The 15407-nt window shown below is 55.1% G+C and carries 14 protein-coding genes; 8 read left to right on the top strand and 6 right to left on the bottom strand.

Annotated elements, in window-relative coordinates:
* The first annotated feature begins 686 nt into the window (after positions 1-686).
* The 4 genes from G516_RS0112985 to G516_RS0112970 all read left to right on the top strand — a co-directional run bounded on the left by G516_RS0112985 (position 687) and on the right by G516_RS0112970 (position 3892).
* Positions 687-1397, top strand: coding sequence for a lipoate--protein ligase family protein (locus G516_RS0112985; RefSeq protein ID WP_028294018.1), 711 nt, complete (start codon positions 687-689; stop codon positions 1395-1397).
* Positions 1398-1532: 135 nt separating this feature from the next.
* Positions 1533-2048, top strand: a complete 516-nt coding sequence (locus G516_RS0112980) for an SRPBCC domain-containing protein (RefSeq protein ID WP_028294017.1) — start codon at positions 1533-1535, stop codon at positions 2046-2048.
* A gap of 27 nt (positions 2049-2075) precedes the next feature.
* Complete coding sequence (locus G516_RS0112975; protein ID WP_211225117.1) at positions 2076-2948, top strand: NAD(P)-dependent oxidoreductase; 873 nt, start codon at positions 2076-2078, stop codon at positions 2946-2948.
* A 20-nt stretch (positions 2949-2968) separates the two neighbouring features.
* A complete protein-coding gene (locus G516_RS0112970) occupies positions 2969-3892 on the top strand; it encodes a LysR family transcriptional regulator (protein WP_028294015.1) in 924 nt (307 codons plus the stop codon).
* A 226-nt stretch (positions 3893-4118) separates the two neighbouring features.
* On the opposite strand, the gene proX is transcribed toward G516_RS0112970, so the two are convergent.
* The 6 genes from proX to G516_RS24875 all read right to left on the bottom strand — a co-directional run bounded on the left by proX (position 4119) and on the right by G516_RS24875 (position 10718).
* Positions 4119-5132 (bottom strand): glycine betaine/L-proline ABC transporter substrate-binding protein ProX, encoded by a 1014-nt coding sequence (gene proX / locus G516_RS0112965; RefSeq protein ID WP_051219406.1) that lies wholly within the window; start codon positions 5130-5132, stop codon positions 4119-4121.
* 56 nt (positions 5133-5188) lie between these two features.
* Complete coding sequence (gene proW / locus G516_RS0112960; RefSeq protein WP_028294013.1) at positions 5189-6355, bottom strand: glycine betaine/L-proline ABC transporter permease ProW; 1167 nt, start codon at positions 6353-6355, stop codon at positions 5189-5191.
* The gene (gene proV, locus G516_RS0112955) at positions 6352-7569 is read right to left on the bottom strand and encodes a glycine betaine/L-proline ABC transporter ATP-binding protein ProV (RefSeq protein ID WP_028294012.1); all 1218 of its coding nucleotides are present in this window, start codon (positions 7567-7569) and stop codon (positions 6352-6354) included. The genes proW and proV overlap by 4 nt, the downstream gene beginning before the upstream one ends.
* Positions 7570-8044: 475 nt before the next feature.
* A complete protein-coding gene (locus G516_RS0112945) occupies positions 8045-8752 on the bottom strand; it encodes a response regulator (RefSeq protein ID WP_028294010.1) in 708 nt (235 codons plus the stop codon).
* Positions 8753-8836: 84 nt separating this feature from the next.
* Positions 8837-10450 (bottom strand): ATP-binding protein, encoded by a 1614-nt coding sequence (locus G516_RS0112940; protein WP_028294009.1) that lies wholly within the window; start codon positions 10448-10450, stop codon positions 8837-8839.
* Positions 10451-10520: 70 nt separating this feature from the next.
* The gene (locus G516_RS24875; protein WP_169449541.1) at positions 10521-10718 is read right to left on the bottom strand and encodes a hypothetical protein; all 198 of its coding nucleotides are present in this window, start codon (positions 10716-10718) and stop codon (positions 10521-10523) included.
* Between G516_RS24875 and G516_RS0112930 the strand changes: the two genes are divergently transcribed.
* From G516_RS0112930 to G516_RS0112915, 4 genes are all read left to right on the top strand, one after another.
* Positions 10636-11616 carry a tripartite tricarboxylate transporter substrate binding protein gene (locus G516_RS0112930; protein WP_028294008.1) on the top strand — a complete coding sequence of 327 codons (981 nt, stop codon included), beginning with the start codon at positions 10636-10638 and terminating at the stop codon, positions 11614-11616. The two genes, G516_RS24875 and G516_RS0112930, sit on opposite strands and share 83 nt — an antisense overlap.
* Positions 11617-11823: 207 nt before the next feature.
* Positions 11824-12297: a tripartite tricarboxylate transporter TctB family protein gene (locus G516_RS0112925; RefSeq protein ID WP_028294007.1), complete on the top strand. Its 474-nt coding sequence runs from the start codon at positions 11824-11826 to the stop codon at positions 12295-12297.
* 4 nt (positions 12298-12301) lie between these two features.
* A complete protein-coding gene (locus G516_RS0112920; RefSeq protein WP_028294006.1) occupies positions 12302-13861 on the top strand; it encodes a tripartite tricarboxylate transporter permease in 1560 nt (519 codons plus the stop codon).
* Between the two features lie 301 nt (positions 13862-14162).
* Positions 14163-14867: a hypothetical protein gene (locus tag G516_RS0112915; RefSeq protein ID WP_028294005.1), complete on the top strand. Its 705-nt coding sequence runs from the start codon at positions 14163-14165 to the stop codon at positions 14865-14867.
* Positions 14868-15407 lie beyond the last annotated feature (540 nt).

Genomic DNA, 15407 nt, shown 5'->3' with positions numbered 1-15407 from the left:
AAAAGCGTTCCCCGTGCCTGCGGGGATAAACCGTCGATCATGCTGTCGATGTAGGCGCCTTCTTCGCGTTCCCCGTGCCTGCGGGGATAAACCGCAGAGCCAGTTGGCTGAATTGGCCGGAGTGTCGCGTTCCCCGTACCTGCGGGGATAAACCGACAAGCCGCTGTTTGTGGTTGAGGACGTGGAAGCGTTCCCCGTGCTCACGGGGATAAACCGTTATGCTCTAAATGCTGATATTGCGTTGATGCGCGTTCCCCGTACCTGCAGGGATAAACCGACCGACAACGGCTCTGACTACAAATCAAGATAGCGTTCCCCGTGCCCTCGGGGATAAACCTCAATCCATTTGAGCATTCGACGCTTTTAGCTGACGCTCCCCACATTTTTGGGCGTTGTTGGATGTTTTGCTAAGTCTTCGTTGTAGCTATTCGTTATGTATTCGATGGATGGCTGGAGATGAGCAGTGCACACCCCGCGTGGTTCTGTGCGAATGCGTTTGGGAGCCTGGCGGTTCGATGTAATACGCCTTCGGCTATTGGCATCCTACGGTGTGCTGAATACAGCCAATTCAACGCCTCGAATAACCGCTCCCTGCGTTGATTGGGGTAGTTTGCTGGTCTTGTGGTTATTATTGTTGAATATCATTTTCATTAAATGCTGGGTTGAGGTTTGCCATGGTGGGTGGGTTGTCGTTGAAGCCAAAGATTGTGCAGCTTGCGAGTGCGCGTGTTGCGCAGGCGTTTGAGCGTGAGGCGGAGTTAATCAAGCAGGTTCAGGGCGGTGCGTTGGAGCAGTGTTTGTTGTTGTGGCGGCCAGCAGGGCAGACGTTGGTGTTGCCGGCCAGTCGCAGCTGGCAGGCGTTGCCTGAGTTGGTGTCGCAGTTGGAATCTTCCGGTTGGGATATGTTGTCTCGCCGTACCGGTGGTGCGCCGGTTCCGCAGCATGCGGGGGTGATTAATGTGTCGCATATTTATGTGTGGAAGGGGCAGGAGGAGTATTCCACCCGCCTGGGCTATGAGGATTTGTGTCGGCCGTTGGCGATGTTTTTCGAGTCGTTTGGTGTGCCGGTGGCGGCCCATGCGACGCCATTTTCGTACTGTGACGGCGATTACAATTTGAATGTGGCGGGGCAGAAGGTGGTGGGCACGGCACAGCGGGTGATGTTGAAGTCTGGCGGTGAAAAAATCGTGCTGGCGCAGGCGTGCATTGTGGTCGATGCCGATCTGGATGAGTTGATTGCGCCGGTGAATGTGTGCAACGAGTTGAACGGCAAAACCGAGCGAGTTCGGGCCGAGGCGCACACGTGTTTGAGTCGCCATGTGGCGGATTTACCCGCTACGCCGGTGTTGTTTCAGCGGTTGATTCAGTCCTTTGGTGCTTGTCAGCGGTCACTGTAATGGCGTGGTTCTTTTTCTGATATATGCTTTTCTTATCGTGGTTATCCTGAACTGCGATTGGTCTTATAACCCGGTGGGTCGCACACTTTAATGGTCGCTGCAGAGAGGCTGTGGCGAGGTTTATCAGAGGTGTTTATGAATTCCATTGTTTGGCCTGAAGGCTTTGTTCCGGGTTTTTGCGATAACTTTTGCTCCAACGAGGTGATTGTTGCGGGCCTGTCTGTTGCTGATGTGTGGCCGTTGTTGGTTGCGCCATCCGAGTGGCCGGTTTACTACAAGAATTCAGCTAATCCACGGTTTTACGATGACAAGGGCCCGGCTATGGCCGAAGGCGACCGCTTCTATTTCGAGACGTTTGGTTTTCCGGTGGAATCCCGTTGTGTCGAGGCGGTAGCGCCAGTCGCTGGTCAGCCTGCACGTTTGGCCTGGCATGGTTGGGCTGGTGAAGGCGACACTCGTCTGGATGTACACCACGCCTGGTTGCTGGAAGATCTCGATGGCGGACGGGTGCGCATTCTGACTCAGGAAACCCAGAATGGTGAGCCTGCCAAGGAACTGGCCGCTGCGGTTCCAAACCCGATGATTAATGGTCATCAGGAGTGGCTGGACGGTTTGGTGGCGGCGGCTCGTGCTGCTAAAAACGCTGCTTGATCCTAATGTATAAGCTGAAGTGAGGGCATGAACATGACTCGAGTGGCATTTTTGGGGTTGGGCGCTATGGGCTTCCGTATGGCGGCGCATTTGTGTGTGCCAGACATTGAACTGGTGGTCTGGAATCGCTCACCGGAAGCGGCCGATGCGTTGCTGAAAGCCGGTGCCCGCTGGGCGAATACCCCGGCAGAGGCTGCCGAGCATGCCGATGTGGTTGTCAGCATGGTGCGTGATGACGATGCATCGCGGCAGGTGTGGTGTGATCCTGATTCGGGGGCTTTATCCCGAATGCGCTCCGGGGCGCTTGCTATCGAAAGCTCTACGCTGTCAGTGGCCTGGGTAGCCGAGTTAGCTAACACTTGTTCGTCTGCTGGGGTAGGGTTGCTGGATGCGCCGGTGTCTGGTTCTCGCCCGGCGGCGCAGTCTGCCCAGTTGGTGTATCTGGTGGGCGGTGAGGCCAATGATGTTGCTACGGCAACGCCACTGTTGCAGCGCATGGGCAGTGCGGTTCAGCATGTTGGTGCTGTTGGCTCCGGCACCTTGGCAAAGCTGGTTACCAATGCCTTGTTGGGTGTTCATGTGTCGGTACTGGCTGAATTGAATGGGCTGTTGGATGGTCTGTCTGTTGGCCAGAATACGGATGCCGCTCGGGTTTTGTCGGCGGTTGCCGCAACGCCGGTATGGGCGCCGGTGGATCATTTTCTATCAAGCGTTATGCAGAGTGGTGATGATCAGCCTCAGTTTCCGGTTGAACTGATCGAGAAAGATTTCGGTTACGTGGTGAGTGCCAATCCGCAGGCTGAATTACCCATGCTTGAAACTGCCTGGCAGGTGTTCCGTCGGGGCATTGATGCCGGTTTGGCGAGCCGTAATATGACGGCGGTAGCCAAGCTTTACTGACTTAATTTTCGGTGTTGAACATGCGTGATATTCGAACGTTGGATCTGAACCTGCTAAAGGCGCTGGATGTGCTGTTGGATGAACGCAATGTCACCCGTGCAGCGCAGCGTTTAGGGGTAACCCAGCCTGCGCTGAGCGGCATGCTGTCGCGCTTGCGCGACAGCTTTGATGATCCTCTGTTTACCCGCACCCAGCGCGGCATTGTGCCAACCACCCGGGCGTTGGAGTTGGCTGCGCCGTTGAAGAACCTGTTGCGCGATGCGGAGGCGCTGGTGCAGCCGCAGGCGTTTGATCCGGCGACGGCGAACATGCAGTTTTCCATTGCCGCAACGGACTACGCTTTGCGAGCGGTTGGTTTGCCGTTGTTGTCGCGTTTACGTCAGCAAGCCCCGGGTATTCAGGTGGCGTTGCTGCCGGTTCAGGATGCAGAACTGACGGAAAAGATGGAACGCGGCGATATTCATTTGGCTTTGATGACCCCAGAAAGTTGCCAGCCGGATTGGCGAGGTCGCAAGTTGTTCCGGGAGCGCTATGTTGTTGCTATGCGTGAAGGTCATCCGGTGTTGCAGCAGGACTGGGACCTGACGGCATTTTGCCAATGGCAGCACGCTTTGGTGTCGTATTCTGGCGGTGGCTTTCGGGGAGTAACCGATACCGCGTTAGAGGCGATGGGCGTGGAACGTGAGGTGATGGTGTCGGTCAGCAGTTTTTTGGTCATCCCTGAGTTGTTGGCTGGCAGTGACTTGCTGGCCGTGGTGCCAGAGCGTTTGGTGGCGGGTATTGATGGTTTGGTAACCCTGGAGCCGCCGGTTGCGATTCCGGGGTTTACCAAGTTGGCGGCGTGGCATGAGCGGGTGCATCGTGACCCTGCCCAGCGTTGGATTCGGGAGCAGTTGTTTTTGGCAATGGCTTGTGAGGACGAGCAGGATATGGGTGGCGTTTGAGGGTTGTTTTGTAGGAGGGAATTTATTCCCGATGGGTTTATCGAGAGCAAGCTCTCTCCCACAATATCTCTCGACACCCGACACCCGACACCCGACACCCGACACCCGACACCCGACACCCGACATCCGACATCCGACACCCGACACCCGACATTCATAAAAAAACGCCCTGCAAGCATGCTTGCAGGGCGTTTTTGTTTTTGCAGTTTAGCCTTTGGGCGGTGTGTTACTTGGCCGCTTTTTTGGCTTCTGCAATCCAGGCGTTGAATTTCTTCTGGTTGGCTTTGATCCACAGGTCGGCGTGGCGTTCGATGGCTTTGGCGCTGTCTTCGCCGTTGGCGACCATCATGTTTTCGGCAGATACCGCGTTGATTGGCAGTTTGATGATTTCAAACAGTTTGGCGGCTGCCGGGTTTTTCTCAGCCCAGGCTTTGTTGGCGACGATTTTCATGGAGTTGATGTCGAAGCCGTAGTTTTTACCGTTTGGCAGTTTGGTGTCGGTGCCGTTCGGGTTGGCAGAGTATGGTACTTCCAGCCATACCACGTCTTTGCCCGGAACCAATTTGCCGGATACCCAGTATGGGGTCCAGGTGTAGTAGAAGATTGGCTGGCCATCGTTATAACGGGCGATGGTGTCGGAGATGATGGCCGAGTATGCGCCCTGGTTGTGGTCGATGGTGCCACGCAGTTTGAATTCGTCTAACTGGTGTTCAATGACGCCTTCACAGCCCCAGCCTGCCTGGCAGCCGGTCAGGTCGGCCTTGCCGTCGCCATTGGTGTCGAACAGTTTGGCAATTTCAGGTTTTTTGAAGTCGGCAATGTTGGTGATGCCGTATTTGTCGGCGGTTTTCTTGTCGACCAGGTAGCCCTGGGCGGCACCGGAAATGTAGTCGCCCTTACGGTAGAACTTGCTGTCACCACCGGCGTTTTTGTACATGGAGTTGTGCAGTGGGAACCAGTTAACGGTGGTGTAGGTCAGGTCGCCGTTGGCAATGGCGGTGTAGCCAGCGGAGTAGTCGACTTCCTTGATTGGCTGTACGTCGTAGCCCAGTTTTTCCAGCGCCTTGTTGACGATGATGGTCTGGAATTTTTCTTCCGCAATCGGGCTATGCATGGCGGTTACTGATACGCCATCGCCCGGCAGGGCGGCATTGGCCATGCTGGTGAGGGCCAGGCCAAGGCCGAGGGTTGTGGCCAGGGTGGCTTTCTTGACGGTCTTCAGAGTCTTGAGTGTGCCCATGGTTTTGTTCCCTTGTGTTGTGGTTATGAACGTTGCTGAGGGTCGGCTACGACGTTTCAGGAGCGATTAAACAGTTTTAGCACCAATGCGGCCGGGCCGGTTTGATACCAGTGGCGTACGCCGCGCGAGCGCGAGTCTTGTCCCAGTGCCTGGGTCATGCGGTCGAGGATGATGGCCAGAATCACAATGCCAACGCCGCCGATGGTAGCGAGGCCAATGTCCAGACGGCCAATGCCGCGCAGTACCATTAGGCCCAGTCCACCAACGGAAATCATCGAGGCAATCACCACCATCGACAGGCTCAGCATCAGGGTTTGGTTAACACCCGCCATGATGGTGGGCATGGCCAGCGGCAGCTGCACCTTGAACAGCAACTGACGGGGGCTGGCACCGAATGAGTGTGAGGCTTCGATCAGGTCGTCCGGCACCTGACGGATACCGAGGTTGGTCAGACGAATGACCGGTGGCATGGCGAACACGATGGTCACGATCACGCCCGGTACGTTACCAATGCCAAACAGCATCACGATGGGTACCAGATACACGAATGCAGGGGTGGTCTGCATGGCGTCGAGGGTTGGCCGCAGAATACTGTTGAGCTTTTCATTACGGGCCATGGCGATGCCAATGGGTATGCCCAGCAACACGCAGAAAAACACCGAGGTGATCACCAGCGACAGCGTCACCATGGTTTCAGACCAGGCTCCAATAGCACCAATAAACAGCAAGCCAATCACGCTGGTGATGGCCAGACGTTTACCAGAAAGCTGCCAGGCCAGCAGTGCCAGAATGGCGATCATTAACAGCGGCGGTGTGGCGTTCAACAGCAGTTCAATGCTGTTCAGCGTGGCATCAATTGGCGCTTTTACGGCGGTAAAGAACGGGCGGAAGTTGGCAACAACCCAGTCGAGACCGGTATCGACCCAGTCGCCCAGCGGAATAATGGCTTCCGGAAATGGGTCCAGCAGGGTGGGCTCCAGCACTTCTTCGCTGGTATCGGCGCTCAGCCAGTTTTCAGACGCGGTAATTTCTTCCGAGCTTTGTTCGGCGTTGCCCCATGGGTCGGCGACAGCATCATCGGTGGCAAACGGGTTGTCGCTGCTTTCGGCGGTTGCAAACGGGTTGCTTTCAGACGCTGAAGCATCGGTGGATGCACTGTCGGCCTGAGTCGCGAACGGGTTGTTTTCTGCCATCTCGTTGGCGCTGTTGGTTTCGTTGCTCATTGTGCGTCGTCCTCCTCACGATCCAGGGCTTCCAACAATCGGGCTTTGCTGATGCTGCCCAGATAATTGCCGTTTTCGTCGGTGACGGGGATGGGGTGGTCGCTGCTGGCGACGGTGCCGATCAAGGCCTTGATAGGCGTGTCGGCGGTGATGACGTTGGTGCTGGTGTCGACCGCTTGTTGCAGTTGGTCGCATTGGTCTGATGCCAGCTCTTCGGCGGACACAATGCCGATGAACTGTTTGTCGGCATCGACAACTGCTGCGTAGTCGCTGTTGCTGGATTCAATCGCAGCGCTGGCGCTTTCGGCGCTGCAGCCGGCAACGATTTCAGGCAGTTCGTCGTCACAGCCTTCGACCAGGGTGGCGGCGGTGAAGACGTTGGACACGTCGACGTTTTTGAAGAACGAACTGACGTAGTCGTTAGCCGGGTTGTTCAAAATTTCGTTGGGTGTGCCCACCTGAACCACTTCGCCGTTTTGCATGATGGCAATGCGGTCACCAATGCGCATGGCTTCGTCGAGGTCGTGAGAAATAAACACGATGGTGCGCTGGTCGTTTTGTTGCAGCTTCACCAGTTCGTCTTGCATTTCGGTACGGATCAAAGGGTCGAGTGCTGAGAAGGCTTCATCCATCAGCATCACGTCCGGGTCGTTGGCCAGCGCTCGTGCCAAGCCCACCCGTTGCTGCATGCCGCCAGACAGTTCGTCCGGGTAGGAGTTGCCGTGCTGACCAAGGCCCACTTGTTCCAATGCGGCCTGGGCCTTTTGGTGGCGCAGGTTAACGGGCTCGCCAGAGAGTTCGAGGCCGTAGGCGGCGTTGTCGAGCACGTTCATGTGGGGCATCAGTGCGAAGGACTGGAACACCATGGAGATTTTTTTGCGGCGTACTGCGCGTAGCTGGTGCTGGTCCATGGCGGCGACGTCTTCGCCGTCGATCAGAACCTGACCGTGAGTGGGTTCGATAAGGCGGTTCAGCAAACGAACCAGAGTGGATTTACCGGAGCCGGAGAGGCCCATGATGACGAAAATTTCCCCTTCGCGAATGCTGAGGTTAGCGTCTTTTACACCGACGGTTTGGCCGGTCTTGGCGAAAATTTCGTCTTTGTCTTTGCCTTCCTTGAGCATCTGCATGGCTTTCTGAGGCTTGGCGCCAAAAACTTTGTACAGGTTTTTAACTTCCAGTTTGATGGGGGCTTCGGTTTGATCGGTCGTCATAACGGCCTTTTGTTTACAGCTGTAATTAGTTTAACGATAGCGTTTTTTCATTACAGCTTCAAAGTTAATTGGCAATTGTCTGTTCTGTAGTGCCGTTTGGAGGCATAAAAGCCCATTATTTCGGCCTTGTAGTGAAAATGAAAGGAATTGAGGCGCAGGCGACTGTGGGTGGTAAGGCCGTGCTCAGTGATGTTTTATCGGCACAGAAGGTCAGGAAAAGGTTAGAGGTGAAATTTTTATTAAATGAGCGTTTAATAAAAAATTGTACAAGTAAGCCATTGGTTTTCAGCGGGGCTGGCAGGAGTAAATTCGTTCGCGATGGTTTTGCATGTAGGAGCGAATTTATTCGCGATGGCGTGTAAGTAAGTTCCGCATGGTGCGCAGTGCGCAACCTACAGGGCTGTCGCCTTGCAGGTTCGGTGTTGGTACTTGTAGGAGCGAATTTATTCGCGAATAAATTCGCTCCTACAAGGGTTTAGGCTTGCTGCAACGCGACCACCTTGTAACGGCGTTCGGGGCGGCCGACGGTGCCGTATTGAATTTCGGCGGTCATTTCGCCGGTGGACACCAGGTATTCCAGGTAGCGGCGGGCGGTGGCGCGGCTGGCGCCCATGGCTTGGGCGGTTTCTTCGGCGCTGATGTCGTTGGGATGATCGGCCAGTGTTTTGCGGATTTTATCGAGGGTCAGGCCGTCGATGCCTTTGGGCAATCTGTTGTTGTTTGCTGTGCCTGTGTTGTTGGCATTGCCTGAGCGGGGCATCAGACTGTCGACATCTTGCTGTGCCAGCGATTGCATGCTGTTCAGACGTTCGCGATGCTTCTGATAGTTTTCCAGCGTTTCTTTCAAACGGTCGAATACCAGCGGCTTGAGAATGTAGTCGAACACGCCAAACAACATGGCTTCTTTCAGCGTGCTGACTTCCTTGGCGGCGGTAATCAGAATAACGTCGACGGCGTTGCCTTCGGCGCGGATGCTTTTCAGCAGGTCGAGGCCGGTGCCTGTGGGGAATTGTACGTCCAGCAGCAACAGGTCCGGTTGCAGCACTTCGGCCAAATCGCGAGCTTCTTCGAGGCCGTGAGCCAATCCAACCAGTTCAAACCCTTCGACGCGTTCAATAAAGCGCTTCTGGATTTCCGCGATTTGAGGGTCGTCTTCTGCAATGATGACTCGAATCTGGCTCATGGTTGTATCCGTGTTGCTGATGTTTTTGTTGTTGTGCGTCGTATTTATTGGGTGTCGTGCTGGGTGTAGTTACTGCTTGAAACTTCAGTGTGGCAGCTGTTTGGGGATGTAAACAATAAAGTGACTGCCCATGCCGCTTTTGGATTCCACTTCAATCACGCCTCCCAGGCTATCGAGCAAGGTTTTCACCAAATGTAAACCGATGCCGTGACCCTCGGCATTCTTGTGGCTGACGCCACGCTCAAAAATCTTGTCTTGTTCTTCAGGTGCTACACCCGGCCCTTGGTCAGAGACGTCGAACATCAGTTGGTCGCCAAAGTCAGTCATCATCAACTCCACCTTACCGCCATGGCCGTGATGCCTGAGTGTGGCTTCCAGCGCGTTGTCGATCAGGTTGCCAACGATGCTGACCAGATGTTCGCGCGGCAGGCTGGCTGGGATTTCCGACATGCTGCTGTTGGGGTCGATGATCAGGTCCAGTCCCATTTCCCGGGCACGGTTGTATTTGCCCAGCAGGCAGCCGGCCAGAATCGGGTCGGGTACGGCGTTGCGCAGCAGGGTAATCAGCGCCTGATGGCTGCGGGATTCCTGGCCGATGAGCGCCAGCGCCTGTTCGTAGGAGCCAATCTGGATCAGCCCGGCAATGGTATGCAGCTTGTTGGAATACTCGTGAGACTGGGCTCGCAAGGTGTCGGCATGTTGCTGGATACGAGTCAGTTTACGGCTGACTTCGGCCAACTCGTCTTTACGGCGGAAGCTGGATACCACACCGGTTACCCGGTCGCCCTGGCGCAGCGGAATGCGGTTGGCAACAATATTGAGCCCCGGACGCCACACCTCCTGGTCGAACTGGGGTTCGCCGGTTTGCAGCACTTCGATCATGGCTGTGTCGGGCAGCAATTCGAGCACCGGTTTGCCAATCGGGTTTTCACCTTCTGGCAGGCCAAGGGTTTCCAATGCGGTGTGGTTTACGGTGGTGATTTTGGCTTCGTCGTTGATGGCAATAATACCCTCGCGTACCGATTCCAGAATGGCGCGCTGTTCCTCGACAATACGGGCGACTTCCTCGGGCTCCAGCCCAAAAATGGCTTTCTTGAAATGCCCCGCGAACCAGATGCCAATGGCGACGCTCAAGGCCAGAGACGCGGCGATTACCAGCAACAGGGTGACGCGGTAATGGTCGATGATTTCTTCCACCCGGGTGAGTCGATAACCCACCGATACCAGTCCCACAATTTCATCGTTCTGATCCGAAAAGATGGGTGCCTTGGCGCGCATAGACCAGCCCAGATTACCTTCCGCCAATGACAAATATCCCTGGCCTTCTTTCAGTGCCGGGGTGTTGTAGTCACCGTCGTCGTCCCACATGGGTTTGCCCAGGCGTTCCGGGTTGGGGTGGGCTAGGCGAATGCCGTTGTGGTCGCCGATAACAATAAAGCGTGCCTGGCTGCGGTCGGCCAGTGTCAGGCTCAACGGCTGTAGTTTGGTGGTATTGCGCTGTTTTACGGCGGTGATGATTTCCGGCATGGCAGCCACCGTGCGCGCCACGTCCAGCGCCCGCTGGCCGATTTGTTCTTCCAGTGACGTTTGCAGGTAGTGCACGGCAAAGGCACCGATAAAGCCGGTTTGCACCAGCGCAATCAGTCCCAGTACCAGCATCATGCGGCTTTTCAGTTTCAGGCGGTTCAGCAGTTTCATGGTTTTTATTCTCGGACGCTTTCCGAATGGTAGTGACTTCGCCGATCAAAGGCCCGTAAACAATATGAACTTAATTGCCTTTATTTTCTTTAAGTGAACTTATCTGCAGAAACTGTTTTCGGCGCTGGGCGCTGGGTACCTTGAATGGGTCACGACAATAAATATTAAAAATAGTGGGTGATTCCATGTTGAGATTTTCCTCTTCACGTAAGGTTGTTTTGCGTTCTCTGTTGGCCGCTTCTGTAGCTGCCGCTTCCATGTCTTCCATGGCACTGGACTCCGTACACTTCCTGGTGCCAGGCGGCGCAGGTGGCGGCTGGGATACCACCGCTCGTGGTACTGGCGACGCTTTGAAAAAGTCAGGTCTGGTTGACGAAGTATCGTTTGAAAACCTGTCTGGTGGCGGCGGCGGTAAAGCCATTGCACGACTGATTGAAACAGCGGACCAGAGTCAGGACACCCTGATGGTGAATTCGACGCCGATTGTGATTCGCTCACTGACCGGTATTTTCCCGCAATCCTTCCGCGACCTGACGCCAGTTGCTGCCACCATTGGTGACTACGGCGCCTTCGTGGTGCGTAAGGACTCTCCATACCACTCATTCACCGATCTGGCGAAGAAGTTCAACGACAACCCTCGATCGGTAAAAGTATCTGGCGGCTCAGCCCGCGGCAGCATGGACCATCTGGTTGCTGCCATGGCGTTTAAAGCGGCTGGTGGTGAAGCACGCGGTCTGCGCTACGTAGCGTATGACGCTGGCGGTAAAGCCATGGCGGGTTTGCTGTCGGGTGAATCTGATGTGTTGTCCACCGGTTTCAGTGAAGCATTGGCACTGGCCGAAGCAGGCGAAGTTCGCATTCTGGTAATGACCGGTGCCGAACGTAACAGCTCTGCTCCAGAGGTACCGACCTTGAAAGAACTGGGTTACGACGCGGAATTTGTGAACTGGCGTGGTTTCTTCGGTGCACCGGGTTTGTCTGATGCCCAGGTTGCTGAATTCACCGACACGCTGGAAAAAATGTACGACACCGATGAGTGGGAAACCATTCGTGCCCGCAACGGCTGGTCTGAGCTGTTCAAGCCGGACGCTGAGTTTGTCGCCTTCCTGGAAAACCAGGAACAGGTGATCGGTGATCTGATGCGTGAGCTGGGTTTTCTGCGTTAACAGCAAGTTTTCGGGTGATGGCCACCCGTGCAGGAAATCACAGCGTTGGCAATTTTAATGGTCGGCCTTAAGCCCGCCGGTTGTTGAGTTGTCGTGCCCCACTTGTGGCGACGTTCTCCCTGCAAGCAAGACCGCTGTGATTTCCTTTTTTTATTCCCCCTGTAAAAACGGCCCGGCAACGGGCCAACCAACCTGTGAGGTAAATCCATGACACTTACCAAAGATCATATCGGCGGTCTGGTGTTTCTGTTGCTGTCGGTGGCTTATGGCTATTACGGCCAGCAGATTCCACTGTTGCCTGGCGATGAATGGGAACCGTTCCATGCTCGCACCTTGCCTGACGCGCTCGCAGCGCTGGGTGTTGTGCTGTCGCTGGTGATGTTGGTGACCGCCGAACGTAAGCCAGAAGGCAAGCTGGTGCTCGCAGGTTACGACTTCGGCCTGGTCGCTAAATTGCTGGGTGCGGTGCTGGTGTTTGCGTTGGCGCTGGAATGGCTCGGCTTCTTGTTGGCAACCATTGTGTTTTTGGTGAGTGGCTTCTGGCTGCTGGGCGAACGCCGCATCAAAACCTTGTTTCTCGGCTCTGTGCCGTTCGCATTTTTCATTTGGTTTTCCCTGTCGCAGCTGCTGGATATCTATCTGGCGCCGGGAAAACTGTTTGCATCCGTGATGGGAGGTTAATGCCATGCTGGATGGAATTTTCACGGGTCTGACCACCGCGGTCATGCCATTCAACCTGATGATGGTGGTGGTTGGCTGTTTCGCCGGTACCTTCATTGGCATGTTGCCCGGCCTTGGCCCTATTTCTGCCGTAGCCCTGATGATCCCGATCACCTACGGTCTGGACCCTTCGTCCGGCATCATCTTGATGGCCGGTGTGTATTACGGTGCGGTATTTGGTGGCTCAACGTCGTCCATTCTGATTAACGCGCCGGGTTGTGCCTCTACCGTGGTAACCACCTTTGACGGCTACCCGCTGGCACAACAGCGCCAGGCTGGTAAGGCGCTGGCACTGGCGGCTTATTCCTCCTTCACGGGCGGTACCATTGGCGCAATTATTCTGCTGTTTGCCGCTCCGGCGCTGGCCAGTGTGTCGCTGAGTTTTCAATCGGCGGACTACTTCGCCTTGATGGTACTGGGTCTGACTGCGGTGGCTGCTTTCGCTGGTAAAGGTCAGGTGATCAAGGCGTTGTTGATGACGGTGTTTGGTTTGATGATTGCGACCGTAGGTACTGACGTAATGTCGGGTGCGCCACGCTTCACGTTCGGCACCGTGGATTTGATTGACGGTGTGAGCTTCCTGCTGCTGGCGATGGCGACCTTTGCTCTGGCTGAAGTGGTCATGACGGTACTGAAAGGCGAACACCGCCACGAAGATCAGCAAGCTGACATGAGCGAGCTGGGCTCGATGAAACTGAGCAAGGAAGAAGTGAAAGACGTTGCTCCGGTCATTGGTCGCTCTTCGGTGTTCGGCTTCCTGGTCGGCGTACTGCCGGGCGCTGGTGCCACCATTGCTTCTTTCCTGGCTTATGGCATGGAACGCAACCTGGCGTCTGCGAAAGAAAAGCTGAAGTTTGGTAAAGGCTCCCTGCGCGGTCTGGCTGCGCCTGAATCTGCCAATAACGCGGCTTCCACGGGTTCTTTCGTACCTCTGCTGACGCTGGGTATTCCGGGTTCCGGTACCACCGCGATCATGCTGGGTGCTCTGATTGCCTACGGCATTCAGCCAGGTCCGCGCCTGTTTGTTGATAACCCGGACGTGTTCTGGTCGGTGATCATCTCCATGTACTTCGGCAACCTGGTACTGCTGATTCTGAACCTGCCGCTGATTCCATACATTTCGCGTCTGTTGGTGATCCCGAGCCAGATTCTGATCCCGATGATCCTGTTCTTCTCTGTGACGGGTGTGTATCTGGTCAGCTTCAACACCTTCGACATCACAATGATGGTGCTGATCACAGTGGTAGCGATCTTCCTGAAACTACTGCAATTCCCGATGGCACCGATGCTGCTGGGTTACATCCTTGGCGGCCTGCTGGAAAACAATCTGTCACGAGCGCTGATGCTCTCTGACGGCAGCTTCAGCTTCCTGTGGGAGCGCCCGCTGACTCTGACCATCATGGTTATTGCAGTACTGATGCTGGTGGTTCCACAGCTGCTGGAACTACGCAAAAGCCTGAAGGAGAAATCTGCCGGTAAAGGCACTCCGGGCATGGAGTCTGCTGCCACAGAGGGCGAGGGCTGATTGCCGACTCGGTAAAAAGGTAACAAGCCGCCGGGCCGTGTGCAGGCTGCCCGGTCGGTTCCCAAAAGGGACCTTCCACTTCTGCAAACGCTAGACCTGACGATTTAAACGCTAAACCCAACCACGTTTGACCGTTATGCCTGCTACTTATGAATCCGGGCAGGGCAGGGGCTTATGCGCCTGATGAAAAGGATTCCACCAACGGCAGACGTTGTAAAACGCTGGCCGTCGGGACTCTTTGAACCGTTCGTAACGGTTCAGGGGTTCCAAAGCCAAAACAACAATAAAAAAGGTACTGATCATGAAAACAACTACCATCACAATGATGACTCACATGACCCTCGCTGCTGCACTGGCAATGGGTGCTTCTGCTGCCACAGCCGGATTTTCCGCGCAGGTGGAACAGGAAAATGTGACTGACGATCAAGGCAACCGTAACACCAAATTTGAAACCCAGCTGCGTTACCGCACCGGTGGTTTGGGTGTTCATTTTGAATACGAATATGACCCGGAAGCGGCCCCGGCCAGCGACAAAAAGCTGCTGGAATTCCAACAGGATTACCGTTGGAAGACCGAAGAAGGCTACTTCAACATGTTCACCAACGAGATGTACCACAATTATCAGTCTGGCCAGAACAGCGCCGAACTGACCTGGTTCTTCTATACCCCGGCCAACGAGCATGGCGTGCGTTTTGGTTTCGACCTTGAAGTCGACTACCTCAGCAAAGACGAGTGGGGCCTGCACGAAATTGAAATTGAACCCACCGTTAAATGGGCTGCCGCTGCGGGCCCGGGCCAACTGAACCTGGAACTGGAAGCGCCGGTTACTCGTTTGTACAGCAAAACCCGCAACAACATGGAATTCGAAACCGTTGAATTTCAGGCCAAGTACGAAATCGACGTAGCCGAATCGACCTACTTCTGGATGGAAATGGTGCTGCCGTACGACATGGAAAGCAAATCCGTTGAATCCGAGCTCAACCTGACCTTGGGCACCAAATTCTGACTTGAACCGGGCGTCATACCCATAGTCAGCTCTCCCAGTCGCTACCCGCGACACACTTAGCTCCTCACGAGGGAGCCGGGGCCTTCGGGCCCCTTTTTTGTGGCTGGCGTTTGGGCTGGGTATGCGGTTTCGTGAATGATATCGCTGCTATAGAAACTGGCTGTAGGAGCGGTTTAAACCGCGATGGTGTTGCGGACGGGCCGTCCGCGCTTATATGGCCCCGTCCCGTTGTTGCAAGCCATTTCGACGTTTCAGAGTGAGATTGCACGCTTATATCCGACCTGTTAATTGGCTTTTGCCACGGCCATTATGATATGTGCTTCCACTGTCCTGATCTCCCGGACGGCTTCGTTGAGCCACTGCGCGGGTAAGGTTTCAGTGAACCGATCTTATCTGTTTGGTCTTAATGGTCTGCGCAACCTCGTGACGTTTAACTATTAACTTGCTTTAGTCGTCGATCAATCAAGCTTGGTAAACAACCTTCTTAGTAAGTACCGCCCAGACAATGCGAGCTAACTTGTTTGCCAAGGCGACGATGAT

This window comes from Oceanobacter kriegii DSM 6294, assembly GCF_000422845.1.
GTDB lineage: Bacteria > Pseudomonadota > Gammaproteobacteria > Pseudomonadales > Oceanobacteraceae > Oceanobacter > Oceanobacter kriegii.
This window is presented reverse-complemented; position numbering and strand designations above follow the sequence as displayed.

Excerpts from the sequence above, each read along its gene's own strand:
- G516_RS0112980 (WP_028294017.1), top strand. The coding sequence starts at position 1,533 with ATGAATTCCATTGTTTGGCCTGAAGGCTTTGTTCCGGGTTTTTGCGAT.
- G516_RS0112975 (WP_211225117.1), top strand. The coding sequence starts at position 2,076 with ATGAACATGACTCGAGTGGCATTTTTGGGGTTGGGCGCTATGGGCTTC.
- G516_RS0112970 (WP_028294015.1), top strand. The coding sequence starts at position 2,969 with ATGCGTGATATTCGAACGTTGGATCTGAACCTGCTAAAGGCGCTGGAT.
- proX (WP_051219406.1), bottom strand. The coding sequence starts at position 5,132 with ATGGGCACACTCAAGACTCTGAAGACCGTCAAGAAAGCCACCCTGGCC.
- proW (WP_028294013.1), bottom strand. The coding sequence starts at position 6,355 with ATGAGCAACGAAACCAACAGCGCCAACGAGATGGCAGAAAACAACCCG.
- proV (WP_028294012.1), bottom strand. The coding sequence starts at position 7,569 with ATGACGACCGATCAAACCGAAGCCCCCATCAAACTGGAAGTTAAAAAC.
- G516_RS0112945 (WP_028294010.1), bottom strand. The coding sequence starts at position 8,752 with ATGAGCCAGATTCGAGTCATCATTGCAGAAGACGACCCTCAAATCGCG.
- G516_RS0112940 (WP_028294009.1), bottom strand. The coding sequence starts at position 10,450 with ATGAAACTGCTGAACCGCCTGAAACTGAAAAGCCGCATGATGCTGGTA.
- G516_RS0112930 (WP_028294008.1), top strand. The coding sequence starts at position 10,636 with ATGTTGAGATTTTCCTCTTCACGTAAGGTTGTTTTGCGTTCTCTGTTG.
- G516_RS24875 (WP_169449541.1), bottom strand. The coding sequence starts at position 10,718 with ATGGAAGACATGGAAGCGGCAGCTACAGAAGCGGCCAACAGAGAACGC.
- G516_RS0112925 (WP_028294007.1), top strand. The coding sequence starts at position 11,824 with ATGACACTTACCAAAGATCATATCGGCGGTCTGGTGTTTCTGTTGCTG.
- G516_RS0112920 (WP_028294006.1), top strand. The coding sequence starts at position 12,302 with ATGCTGGATGGAATTTTCACGGGTCTGACCACCGCGGTCATGCCATTC.
- G516_RS0112915 (WP_028294005.1), top strand. The coding sequence starts at position 14,163 with ATGAAAACAACTACCATCACAATGATGACTCACATGACCCTCGCTGCT.